The following is a 12,496-nucleotide window of genomic DNA, read 5'->3' on the forward strand; positions in this document are numbered from 1 at the left end:
GAAATTTTTAAAATTTTTTAAAAACCTATTTGACTGAAAGAAAATCCTTGGGTATAATAATAAAAGGACAGTTTCGATAGGTTATCCTAAATGTGACGGTTACTTTTTAAGCTCGGAGGGAGGGAATTTTAATGTCAAAAACAGTGGTTCGTAAAAATGAATCTCTTGACGATGCTCTTCGTCGCTTCAAACGTTCCGTTTCCAAAGCGGGAACTTTACAAGAATCTCGTAAACGTGAATTCTACGAAAAACCTAGTGTTAAACGGAAGAAGAAATCTGAAGCCGCTAGAAAACGGAAAAAATTCTAAATTAATTTTTGTTTAGAAAATTTCCATCGATAAAGGAGAATTTTATGTCTTTAGTCGAAACAATTAACCAAGATGTTAAAATAGCCATGAAAGCCCGCGATAAAGAAACATTAAACGTGGTGCGGATGGTGAAAGCTTCATTGCAAAATGAAGGCATCAAAAAAGGTGACACATTAACATCTGATGAAGAGCTCACCGTTTTAGCTCGGGAAATGAAGCAAAGAAAAGAATCTTTGGTTGAATTTTCCAACGCGGGACGCGCTGACTTGGTGGAACAACTAGAAAAAGAAATTGCTATTTTAGATCGCTATATGCCTAAACAATTGACGACCCAAGAAGTCGAAGAAATTGTTAAAGCCGCCATTTTAAAAGTGGATGCAAAAGGCAAAGGTGATTTTGGTAAAGTGATGGGTCTAGTGATGCCTCAAGTTAAAGGAAAAGCAGACGGCAAAGTTGTCAATGAAGCCGTTAAAAACTTACTCAATTAATGTTGGAAGACAAACGTCATGTTGGCGTTTGTCTTCTTTTTTTCACTTCATGAAAGCTTTTTAATGATAATCATTTATGGTATGATGAAAGGGAATTTAAATGAATGATAAAGGAGCTGGGGACGGTGGAAAAAATTGTGTTTCAAACGCCAGAAGACGCCAGTTTGCTGTTGGGTCCACAAGATAAACATTTAAAATTTTTAGAAGAAAATTTACATATTGACATTTTTTCTCGTGGTTTAGAAATGGAAATTTCAGGTCCGGACGCGCTAGTTGCCAGCCAAATAGTTGCGGCCTTGCAACAATTACTTAAACGCGGTTTAAAAATCAGCACGCCTGATGTGGTGACGGCCTTAAAAATGGGGAAAAATGGCACGTTAACAGAATTTACAAATTTATACGATGAAGAATTATTAAAAGATGCTCGCGGAAAAAGTATCCGGGCGAAAACTTTAGGACAACGACAATATATTACAGCGATTAAAAAAAATGACGTGACTTTTGGCGTTGGTCCAGCCGGCACCGGGAAAACATTTTTAGCCGTGGTAATGGCGATTTCTGCTTTAAAATCCGGTCAAGTCCCAAAAATTATTTTGACTCGTCCGGCCGTCGAAGCTGGCGAGAGTCTTGGTTTTTTACCGGGGGATTTAAAAGAAAAAGTTGATCCTTATTTACGTCCAATTTATGACGCGCTTTATGCAGTCTACGGGTTGGAACATACCAATCGCCTAATGGAGCGAGGCGTGATTGAAATTGCACCTTTAGCTTATATGCGGGGGCGGACATTGGATGATGCTTTTGTTATTTTAGATGAAGCGCAAAATACAACGGTTGCGCAAATGAAAATGTTTTTAACCCGTCTTGGTTTTAATTCCAAAATGATTGTTAATGGTGACGTCTCGCAAATTGATTTGCCACGAGGCGCTATGAGTGGGTTGGTTCATGCTAAAAAAGTGTTAGCTCAAGTTGAAAAAATTGCTTTTGTTGATTTTACTGTGCAAGATGTGGTTCGTCATCCGGTAGTGGCTGAAATTATTGCCGCTTATGAGGAAGAACACGAGATGCGTTAGTGCAAGATTGGGGGAGCTTTTCTTGAAAAAATTCCAACGGTTACTTAAAATTTATCCAAAAAGTTCATTTATAGTATTATTTTCAGTCTTTAGTGTTATTTTATTTTTGCTGATTTTTGGGAGCGTCAAGCAAAATCAGTTGCAACTGCAAGTCGGTCAACCGGCTGAAGAAACGATTCGGGCCAGTAAAACAATTGAAAATGCCACCGAAACTGAAAATAAACGGCAACTGGCAGAAGAAGCGGTGGTGCCTGAGTATAGTTTTCAGGCGGATTTAAAAGAAACGCAAACCGGATATATTCAACGGCTGTTCACCTTTATTACGGCGGTTAATGATGAAACAAAAACGGCTTATCAAGAAGCTTTGGCCAAATTAACACCAGAGCAACTTGCCGCCAATACTTTAGCTGAACCAGGTGTCGAAGAAAAAATTGCCGCATTAAAAAAGAAATTTGAAACGGTGGATGAAAATGCCTTAGCCTTTTATCAAAGTTTGCCGCAAGTTTTTTTTGAAAATATTTTTTCGCTGTCAGCTACTGAATTAAGTAGAGTTGAAGATGAAGCTGTTACTTTAATTGACGAAGCGATGGATGGACGGATTCGGGAAACGAATTTAGCTCAAGCTAAGCAAAATGCGCTCTATGATTTGCAATTAACGACTTTAAGCAATGAACTTCAACAACAAGTCCGTTATTTAGTGAACCAAGGAATTGTCGAAAATGAATTTTATAATGAAAAGCGAACCGAAGAATTACAACAACAAGCCCGCGATGCCGTCACTCCAGTGATGATTTATCAAGGGGAAATTATTGTTCGTGAAGGCAATCAAATTGACGCTAAAGCGCTAGAAAAAATTGAACTGTTAGGAATGACCAAGCAAAATACGTCGATTTTTCCTTTAGTGGCGCTAGGAATGTTATTAGTTTTCCAAGTCTTTATTTTTTGGTTTTTAACTTATGACCGTTCATGGACCGAAAAATTACGACAAGCGAGCATTTATGCCACAGTCATGATCGCCAGTATCGCGGTGATGAAATTATTCCAACTTTTCCAAACAGAACAACTTAACTATATCGCCCAAATTTTTCCAGTCGCTTTTGCACCACTTGTCCTAACGATTTTTTGTAATCGTCGACTAGGAATGTTGGCGGCCGTTTTCCAAATGCTTTTTGTTTGTTTTTTATATTTTTCCCAAGTAGGCACAACTTATTTACTCGTCTTAGGAGCAATTTATTTATTTAGTGGCACCATGGCGACATTAGTTCGACGGCATCGTTTGGCCACTCAAGCCGGACGCGCATTTGTTTGGATTATTTTGATGCCATTTTTATTTAATATCATTATGGTCACTTACCAAGGGATATCTTTATTTGATAAAACGACTTTGATGACTTTACTGTGCGGCTTTGCCGGTTCTGCCTTAGCTTATTTACTTTCGGTCGGTTTGCATCCGTATATTGAACTTGTTTTATACGACGATTCAGATTTAGTTTTAAATGAATTATCCAATCCGAATCATCCATTGTTAAAAGAATTATTGGAAAAAGCACCGGGAACGTATCATCATTCGATGATGGTGGCCAATCTTTCTGCCAATGCGGTGGCGGAAATTGGCGGGCGCTCGCTTTTAACGCGGGTGGCGTGTTATTATCATGATATCGGAAAGATTAAACATCCCAACTTTTTTGTAGAAAATTTGCCAAATGGTGCAGAAAATCCCCATAATTTTTTACTGCCAGAAGATTCTAAGCAAATTATTTTTGCCCATGTAACAGATGGCGTGAAGATTTTAGAAAAATATCAAATGCCACAAATGGTGTTAGATATTTGTTGGCAACATCACGGCACAACGTTGATGCAATTTTTCTATGTGAAAGCCAAAGAGCGCAATCCGGAAGTGACGGAAGCTGATTTTCGTTATCCCGGACCAAAACCACAAACAAGAGAAGCCGCCGTAGTGAGCATTGCCGATAGTTGTGAAGCCGCCGTGCGGGCGATGGATCATCCGACACCAGACAAAGTAAAAACATTTGTTCATAATATAATTGCTAAACGAATTGCTGATGGGCAATTTGACGAATGTGATTTGACCATGAAAGAAATTCGCTTAATGGAAAAATCGATTGTCTCAGGGCTCGGCTCCACTTTCCATTCCCGAATTAAATATCCTAGCTTAAAATCAGAAGGGACCGAAAAATAAATGGACATTACCATGTTGGATGAAACCGAAACTTTGCAAGATTCAGAAATGCAAGACGTGGAAAAATTACTGGATTTTGCGGCGGATTATTTGAAATTGCCAGAAGACACTGAAATGTCGGTGACCATGATGGACAATGCGGCAATTCACGAAATTAATCGAACGTATCGACAGATTGATCGACCTACTGATGTGATTAGTTTTGCTTTAGAAGAAGAAACAGATGACGAGCCACCGATTATTTTTGATGAAGAAATGGAAATTTCTCAGTTGCCTAGAAATCTCGGCGACATTATGATTTCTCTAGACAAAGCCCACGAACAAGCTGAAGAATATGGCCATTCGTTTCATCGGGAATTAGGATTTTTAGCCCTCCATGGTTTTTTACACATTAACGGCTATGACCATATGACCCTGGAAGACGAAAAAGAAATGTTCTCATTACAAAAGGAAATTTTAGACGCCTATGGACTCAAAAGATAAGAAAATCGATAAAAATAAAACCTTTCTGTCTAGTTTTGAATTTGCTTGGCATGGGTTTAAGACGGCCTTTCAAGAAGAGAAAAATATGCGCGTCCATACGTGTGCGGCCATTTTGGCAATTACCGCGGGCGTTATTTTTCGTTTGACTTTAAATGAGTGGCGCTGGCTTCTTCTAGCGATTTTTCTAGTAGTGCTCGTAGAAATTATTAATACCACTTTTGAAAATGTCGTGGATATGGTGACAGATTTTCATTTCCATATCATTGCTAAAAAAATTAAAGACATGGCCGCCGCTGCCGTTTTATTAACAGCAGTTTTTGCGATTGTCATTGGTATTACTATCTTTGGACCGAAACTGTGGGCGCTTTTGTCGACACTATTTAATTAAAAAATAAAAACAAAGAACTTGGCAAAAATTTTTGGCAAGTTTCTTTTTAAGGAGAAAAAAATGAGCGAATTTCATTCAGGATTTGTAGCACTGATTGGTCGGCCTAACGTCGGCAAATCGACTTTATTAAATCAACTCGTTGGCGAAAAAGTGGCTATTATGTCAGATAAAGCCCAAACAACGCGTAACAAAATTCAAGGAATTTATACAACAGAAGATAGTCAAATTGTTTTTGTAGATACACCAGGGATTCATAAACCTAGAAACCAACTGGGAGATTTCATGGTGGATATGGCTTATTCTGCTATTCGTGAAGTCGATGTAATTTTATTTATGGTACCGGCGGATCAAAAACGCGGCACCGGCGATGATTTAATTATCGAGCGCTTAAAAAATAGTGACGTGCCAGTTTATTTAATCGTCAATAAAATCGACCGCGTCCATCCTGATCAATTATTGCCATTTATTGAGGATTATTCTAAACAAATGGACTTTAAAGAAGTTATTCCAATTTCAGCAACGAATGGCAACAACTTGGAAACGTTAATGGAAGCTGTGACGGCTGAAATGCCAGTAGGTCCACAATTTTATCCAGAAGATCAAATTACTGATCACCCAGAATATTTTGTTGTTTCTGAATTGGTTCGGGAAAAAGTTTTGCTTTTAACGCGAGATGAAGTGCCTCATTCAGTGGCGGTTGTTGTAGAATCTATGAAAAAACCTGAAGGCGAAAAATTACACATTAGAGCGGCCATTATCGTGGAACGCGATAGCCAAAAAGGAATTATTATTGGTAAAGGCGGCAAAATGTTACGGATTATCGGTCAAAAAGCGCGGGTTGATATTGAACATATGCTTGGTGAAAAAATTTATTTAGAATTATGGGTGAAAGTGCAAAAAGATTGGCGCGATAAAAAAGTGAATTTGCAAGACTTTGGTTATAAAAAAGACGAGTATTAAACAGGCGAATCTAAATAGGGGTGGGCGGTAATGTTTGGCGAAAGTCGAGGGCTGATAATTTACAGTCGAGATCATAAAGAAAAAGATAAGCTGGTAAAAATTTTTACGGAAAAATACGGTAAAATGGTTTTTTTCGTTAAAGGTGCTCATCGCAAAAATAATCCGTTGAGCGCGGCCATTATGCCTATGACTGAAGCATTATACAGTGGTGATTTTAAAACAGACGGCTTAAGTTTTTTAAATGTCGCCAAAGAAATTGAACCTTTTTATTTTTTACAGCAAGATATTTTCGCCAACGCCTATGCTACTTATTTGTTAAATTTAGCCGATGCTGCCATTGTGGACCGCGAGAGTGACCAGCTACTCTACACTTTTTTAGAAACGTGTCTGAAAGCTTTAAATGCCAAGAAAGATCCAGAAGTGGTCACTAATATTTTTGAACTACAAATTTTGCCCCGTTTTGGGATTTCTTTAGAACTTTCTGGTTGTGCTGTTTGTGGCAATACGAAAGGACCTTTTGACTTTTCGGAGAAATTTCACGGACTACTGTGTGCCAAACATTTTGACCAAGATCCTAGACGTCTCCATGCAGATCCTAAAGCTTGTTACTTATTAAAAATTTTTTCTCAATTGCCAATTACCCGCCTTGGAAAAATTAATGTTTCTGAGACGACGAAAAAAAATCTCCGGACGGTCATTGATGAGATTTACGATCAATATGTGGGGATTCATTTGAAAAGTAAACATTTTATTGATGAAATGAAAAAATGGGAAAAAATGATGGCGCCAAAAATTGACAAAAAAAATGAAACTGATTAGAATAAAGTATAAAATTAAATCGTGCGTAAAAAGAAAAGTAGAAAATTGACTTGTTCAGCGAGTCTAGCGGTGGTGAGAGCTAGATCAAGAATATTTTCAAAAGGCCCTTTTAGCACAGACCAAAAGCTGCCGGAATTTTTCGGAAGTAGGGTGGAACCGCGTAAACTTACGTCCCTATGTCATTTGACATAGGGATTTTTTTTATTTTAAAGGAGGAAATTATGAAAAAATTAACGATGCAAGAAATGATTTTAACGTTGCAAAAATTTTGGTCGGAAAATGGCTGTATGTTGATGCAAGCTTACGATACAGAAAAAGGCGCCGGCACCATGAGTCCTTATACTTTTTTGCGAGCTATTGGACCAGAACCTTGGAAAGCGGCTTACGTGGAACCTTCACGTCGTCCAGCTGATGGACGTTACGGAGAAAATCCCAATCGCCTTTATCAACATCATCAATTTCAAGTAGTGATGAAACCATCACCAGAAAATATTCAAGAATTGTATTTAGAAAGTTTGCGTTTGTTAGGCGTTGATCCTTTAGAACACGATATTCGTTTTGTAGAAGACAACTGGGAAAATCCTTCCATGGGTTGTGCGGGTCTTGGTTGGGAAGTTTGGCTTGATGGGATGGAAATTACTCAATTTACTTATTTCCAACAAGTGGGTGGACTTCCTTGTAAACCAGTAACTTCTGAAATTACTTACGGCTTGGAACGCTTAGCTTCATATATTCAAGAAGTGGAAAGTGTTTATGATTTATTTTGGTCAGACGGCGTGAAATACGGCGAAATTTTCCAACAAGGAGAATATGAACACTCTAAATATTCTTTTGAAGTTTCTAATCAAGCGATGTTGTTGCGCCATTTTGACGAATATGAACAAGAAGCCAAACGCTGTCTGGCAGATAATCTTGTGCATCCGGCGTACGATTATATTTTAAAATGTTCCCATACTTTTAATTTACTTGATGCTCGTGGAGCAGTTTCTGTTACCGAGCGGGCTGGATATTTGGCAAGAATTCGAAATATGGCAAAATCTGTGGCCAAAATTTTCGTTGCCGAACGTGAAAAATTAGGATTCCCATTATTAGCTAAGGAGGAGAATTAAGATGCATGATTTTTTATTAGAGATTGGTTTAGAAGAAATGCCAGCCCATGTAGTGACCCCAACTTTACAACAACTAAAAGAAAAAACGGAAAACTTTTTAGCTGAAGCGGGCATTAGTTATGCGACTATTAATAGTTTTGCCACTCCTCGTCGCTTAGCGTTACAAATTTTGGGGCTACCAGAAAAACAAGAAGATACCCAGGAAGAAGCAAAAGGACCCGCCAAAAAAATCGCACAAGACGACAAAGGCAATTGGACAAAAGCTGCTCTAGGATTTGCTCGTGGCCAAGGTGCGGCGCCTGAAGATTTATTTTTTAAAGAACTGAATGGAGTGGAATATGTTTATGTGAACAAATATAATATCGGTAAAAAAACAGCTGATGTTTTGTTAAATCTTAAAGGAATCGTGGAAAATTTAAACTTTCCAGTAACGATGCACTGGGCCAATCATGATTTTACTTACATTCGTCCCGTTCATTGGGTCGTGGCTCTTTTAGATGAAGAAGTTTTACCGTTAGAAATTTTTGAGATTCCAGCAGGAAATGTTTCTCGCGGTCATCGTTTCTTAGGAAAAGACACGACTGTTGTGAATCCTGAAAGTTATGAAGAGAGTTTATTGGCGCAGTTCGTCATTGTTGACCCTTCAGCTCGTAAAGAAATGATTCGCCAACAAATCGCTAAATTTGCTAAAGATAATTCTTGGCAAATTGTTTTAGACGAAGATTTATTAGAAGAAGTGAATAATTTGGTGGAATATCCGACTGCTTTTGTCGGGAATTTTTCAAAAAAATATTTGGAAGTACCGCAAGAAGTTTTAGTGACTTCCATGAAAGAACACCAACGCTATTTCGATGTGCGAGATGCTGATGGCAAATTATTGCCACATTTTATCGCTGTTCGTAATGGCAATAGCGAAAAAATCGCCAATGTTCAAAAAGGAAACGAAAAAGTATTGACGGCTCGTTTGGAAGATGCCGAATTTTTCTATCAAGAAGATTTGAAATTATCAATTGATCACTGCGTAGAAAAATTAAAAAACGTCACTTTCCACGAAAAAATCGGTTCTGTCTATGAAAAAATGTCTCGTGTCCATGTTTTGGCCGAAAAAATTGGCGCAAGAATTGGATTAGATGATACGCAGTTAGCTGATTTAGCACGAGCAAGTGATATTTATAAATTTGATTTAGTTACCAACATGGTAGGAGAATTTCCAGAATTGCAAGGCGTCATGGGAGAAATCTATGCGCAAAAACAAGGAGAAGATGCAGCGGTTGCTACGGCGATTCGCGAACATTATTTGCCAAGTTCAGCTGAAGGAGAGTTGCCAGAAACTTCTGTTGGGGCGGTCTTAGCAGTGGCGGATAAACTTGATTCACTGCTGACATTTTTCAATGTCGACTTGGCACCAACATCTTCCAATGATCCATATGCTTTACGCCGACAAGCGTACGGTGTGATTCGGATTTTGGCAAATGAAAAATGGTCACTTTCTATTCCCGAACTTCTCAGTGAAGCAGTGGAAATTTATAATCAAGATGTCGACACTTTTGGTTTAGAATTTAGAGACGACCAACAACTGCTCTTTACTTTTGTTAAAGGACGTCTTCGTCAATTGTTTGCCGGTGAAAATATTCGCTACGATGTGATTGAAGCTATTGTCAATGGTCAACATGAAGATTTAAATAAAATGCTGTCTGCAGCGCGTCTTTTGAAAAAACATTTAAGTGACGATAATTTTAAATCCGCTGTTGAAGCCTTGACGCGAGTTATTAATCTTGGCAAAAAAGCGATGGACTTAGCTGAGTTGAAGGTCAATCCTGATTTATTTGAAAATAATAGCGAGCGCACTTTATATGATGCCGTGGAAGATTTGAAGAAACAATTTCCAGATTTAACTTTAGAAGAACAATATGAAAAGTTAGCTGGACTGCAAGATTTGATTGAAAATTATTTTGCTGAAACAATGGTCATGAGCGATGATGTTGCTATCAAAAAAAATCGCCTCACCCAATTAAAAGAAATCGCCGACCTAACGTTTGTCATCGGCAGCCTAGAACTATTAAATGTGAAATAAAGGTTGTCGAAAAGGTGATTAACTGCGTAGAAAATTAGGAAAACTGAGGACGAATGGTACATTCGCCGGAAGTTTTATCTATTTTCCTAGCAGTTACCTTTGAGACACCGTCAAATAAAGGCTGTCAAAAAGATTTTGAAAATCAATAAAAATCCTGTTTTTGGATTTTTATTGATTTTCTTTTTTCTTTCAGCGGTGAATTTTGTACAATAACGCCTCTTTTTGTTATACTTTCCATAAGTTTGGATTGTGAAAAGGGGTAAGATAATGGATAGAGAAATTCGTTTGCAAGGTGGATTTAATTTTCGGGAATTGGGTGGATTAGAAAATATCCATGGACAAAAAATTAAATCAAAAAAAATCATTCGGGCGGCTGCTTTAGAGCAATTAACTGCCGAAGACCTCACCTTTTTGGAAAATTATGGCGTCACTGAAGTGTTGGACTTTCGAACGAAAGAAGAAATGTTAAACGCCCCCGATCAGCTGATTGCACGGGCCAATTATTTTCAGTTGCCAGTCTTTAAAGAAGATGAAACGCAAAGCACGATTACACCCACGGCTTTATTTGAAAAAATTTTAGCCGGCCAAAGTGGACAGCTAAAAATGGAAGAAGCGTATCGTGATTTTGTGATTGAAAAGCAAGCTCGGGAAACGTATGCGATTTTTTTCAAACATCTATTAAGCGATCAGTCGGTGATTTTTCATTGTACCGCTGGAAAAGATCGGACAGGTTTTGCTGCCTTTTTATTATTGAGCGCCTTAGAAGTTCCGACGCAAACAATTTGGGATGATTATTTATTAACCAATATCAGTTCTGATCAACGGGTAAAATTTCTAATTCAAGAAGCTAAAAATCAGCAAGTACCAGATCTTTTGGTGGAAAATATTTACGACTTACTAGTGGCAAAAACGGCTTATTTACAAACTTCAATCGATACGATTGCTGAAAATTTTGGTTCGGTAAATCATTTTTTGCAAGACGGTCTGCATTTAACAAATGCCGATTTAAATGATTTGAAAAAAATTTATTTAGACTAGGAGATCACGATGGAAAATATTTTTAAATTACCTTATGAAGTGGTCTACTATGATACCGATGTTAAAAAACGGATGACCCTAGAGCGCTTAGTGGCCGTCTGTGTTTTGGTTTCCGAAGAACAAAGCACTTTTGTCGGTCGAGACGCAGCGTATTTGGCCCCGTTAAATCTTGGCTGGGTCATTACTCAATATGAAATGGATTTTGTCCGGATGCCGATTTTAGGCGAAAAATTAGAATTTTTAACTCAAGCTACAAGTTGGAATAAATATTTTTGCTACCGTAATTTTTGGGTGAAAGATGCAAACGGAGAAGTCATCATTGAAATGAGTGCGACTTTTGTTTTGATGGATTTAACCGAGCGCAAATTAAAAAGTGTCCCTGAAAATATTATCGCGCCTTTTGGAGGCTACAAGGAAAATAAAATTAAGCGTTCGCCGAAACTTCCGGCCCTTAATGCGACAGATTTTTTACCATATCGGGTCCGCTATTTTGATTTGGATTCCAATCAGCACGTCAACAATTCTCATTATTTTTCTTGGATGTTAGATGCGTTAGGCGCCGATTTTTTAAATGCACACGAAGTAAAAAAAGTGACGATTCATTTTGATAAAGAGGTTGCATACGGTCAAGAAGTGCAAAGTTATGTGGAAATTTTAGACGATGGCTCCACCTTGCATGAAATTAAAGAAGGACCAGATCTTTTTGCCAATGCGCAAGTGTGGTGGCAAGATCGTGCGTAAATACGGTTTGTCTAGTTTCAAAGATCATCCCGCGCTATTTCTTCACGAAAAATCAACTTTGTTTGATTATGCTAGCCATTTATCTTTGATTGAATTAGACAGTATTTATTATGGAATTCCGCAAGTGTCCACGGTGGAAAATTGGCAACAACAAGTACCGAAAGATTTTACTTTTATTGTGAAAGCTTACGCTGGCATGACTGGACAAAGTGATTTTAGAAAATTTTTTGTGAGCGAAAAGGCGATGTTTGACGCTTTTAAAATAAGTTTTACGCCTCTTTTAAAAAGGGAACAGCTTGCTGCGGTGTTGTTTCAATTTCCGGCTGAATTTTATTTTTCCAAGGAAGCTTTGGCTCAGTTAAAAATAATCCGCAAATACTTAACCGATTGGCCGCTTTCGGTGGAATTTCGTCACGGTTCTTGGTGGGCAAAAGAAAATTTAGCCACAACAGAAAATGTCTTAAAACAATTACAAATTAGTTTGCTAGCACTTGACGAGCCGCAAATCATCACTAATCCGGTACCTTTTTATATAACTAAAACTACTGAAAATCTTTTTGTCCGTCTTCATGGACGCAATTTAACCGGCTGGCTTTCTGGGCAAAAAGGCCAACGAACGCTTTATAATTATTCGCAAGCAGAACTTTTGAATTTAACAATGCAAATACAAGAAGTCGCCGCTGATTTTAAAAATATTTTTGTGATTTTTAATAATAATGCGGGCGGACACGCCGCACAAAACTTGGCGAGCTTTGAACAAATCTGGCCGCAAGATGCACTGAAACTAAATCCACAACAATTAAAATTATTTTAGGAGG

General features: G+C 38.0%; 13 protein-coding genes. All 13 read left to right on the plus strand.

The features are described 5' to 3' along the window. Nucleotides 1-131: 131 nt before the first annotated feature. The 13 genes from rpsU (at nt 132) to BQ5341_RS03630 (ending at nt 12,492) form a co-directional block, all read left to right on the plus strand. A complete protein-coding gene (gene rpsU / locus BQ5341_RS03570; RefSeq protein WP_002356740.1) occupies nt 132-308 on the plus strand; it encodes a 30S ribosomal protein S21 in 177 nt (58 codons plus the stop codon). Nucleotides 309-352: 44 nt separating this feature from the next. Beyond that, complete coding sequence (locus tag BQ5341_RS03575; protein WP_071130672.1) at nt 353-796, plus strand: GatB/YqeY domain-containing protein; 444 nt, start codon at nt 353-355, stop codon at nt 794-796. A 104-nt stretch (nt 797-900) separates the two neighbouring features. Beyond that, a complete protein-coding gene (locus BQ5341_RS03580; RefSeq protein WP_071130673.1) occupies nt 901-1,866 on the plus strand; it encodes a PhoH family protein in 966 nt (321 codons plus the stop codon). After that, on the plus strand, nt 1,841-4,066 hold the full coding sequence (locus BQ5341_RS03585) for an HD family phosphohydrolase (RefSeq protein WP_071130674.1): 2,226 nt from the start codon (nt 1,841-1,843) through the stop codon (nt 4,064-4,066). Before BQ5341_RS03580 ends, BQ5341_RS03585 begins: the two co-directional genes overlap by 26 nt. Continuing rightward, on the plus strand, nt 4,067-4,549 hold the full coding sequence (gene ybeY / locus BQ5341_RS03590) for an rRNA maturation RNase YbeY (RefSeq protein WP_071130675.1): 483 nt from the start codon (nt 4,067-4,069) through the stop codon (nt 4,547-4,549). It begins immediately after the preceding gene. Then, the gene (locus BQ5341_RS03595; RefSeq protein WP_071130676.1) at nt 4,533-4,937 is read left to right on the plus strand and encodes a diacylglycerol kinase family protein; all 405 of its coding nucleotides are present in this window, start codon (nt 4,533-4,535) and stop codon (nt 4,935-4,937) included. The genes ybeY and BQ5341_RS03595 overlap by 17 nt, the downstream gene beginning before the upstream one ends. A gap of 60 nt (nt 4,938-4,997) precedes the next feature. Beyond that, nucleotides 4,998-5,897: a GTPase Era gene (gene era, locus BQ5341_RS03600; protein WP_071130677.1), complete on the plus strand. Its 900-nt coding sequence runs from the start codon at nt 4,998-5,000 to the stop codon at nt 5,895-5,897. 30 nt (nt 5,898-5,927) lie between these two features. Further along, a complete protein-coding gene (gene recO / locus BQ5341_RS03605; RefSeq protein ID WP_071130678.1) occupies nt 5,928-6,716 on the plus strand; it encodes a DNA repair protein RecO in 789 nt (262 codons plus the stop codon). A gap of 218 nt (nt 6,717-6,934) precedes the next feature. Then, nucleotides 6,935-7,825: a glycine--tRNA ligase subunit alpha gene (gene glyQ / locus BQ5341_RS03610; RefSeq protein ID WP_071130853.1), complete on the plus strand. Its 891-nt coding sequence runs from the start codon at nt 6,935-6,937 to the stop codon at nt 7,823-7,825. Nucleotide 7,826: 1 nt separating this feature from the next. After that, nucleotides 7,827-9,899 carry a glycine--tRNA ligase subunit beta gene (gene glyS / locus BQ5341_RS03615; protein WP_071130679.1) on the plus strand — a complete coding sequence of 691 codons (2,073 nt, stop codon included), beginning with the start codon at nt 7,827-7,829 and terminating at the stop codon, nt 9,897-9,899. A gap of 267 nt (nt 9,900-10,166) precedes the next feature. Next, nucleotides 10,167-10,937, plus strand: coding sequence for a tyrosine-protein phosphatase (locus tag BQ5341_RS03620; protein ID WP_071130680.1), 771 nt, complete (start codon nt 10,167-10,169; stop codon nt 10,935-10,937). 9 nt (nt 10,938-10,946) lie between these two features. Continuing rightward, nucleotides 10,947-11,678, plus strand: a complete 732-nt coding sequence (locus BQ5341_RS03625; protein ID WP_071130681.1) for an acyl-[acyl-carrier-protein] thioesterase — start codon at nt 10,947-10,949, stop codon at nt 11,676-11,678. After that, the gene (locus tag BQ5341_RS03630) at nt 11,671-12,492 is read left to right on the plus strand and encodes a DUF72 domain-containing protein (protein ID WP_071130682.1); all 822 of its coding nucleotides are present in this window, start codon (nt 11,671-11,673) and stop codon (nt 12,490-12,492) included. The genes BQ5341_RS03625 and BQ5341_RS03630 overlap by 8 nt, the downstream gene beginning before the upstream one ends. Nucleotides 12,493-12,496: the final 4 nt, after the last annotated feature.

The sequence above is a fragment of the Enterococcus timonensis genome (genome assembly GCF_900104595.1).
GTDB classification, from domain to species: domain Bacteria; phylum Bacillota; class Bacilli; order Lactobacillales; family Enterococcaceae; genus Enterococcus_J; species Enterococcus_J timonensis.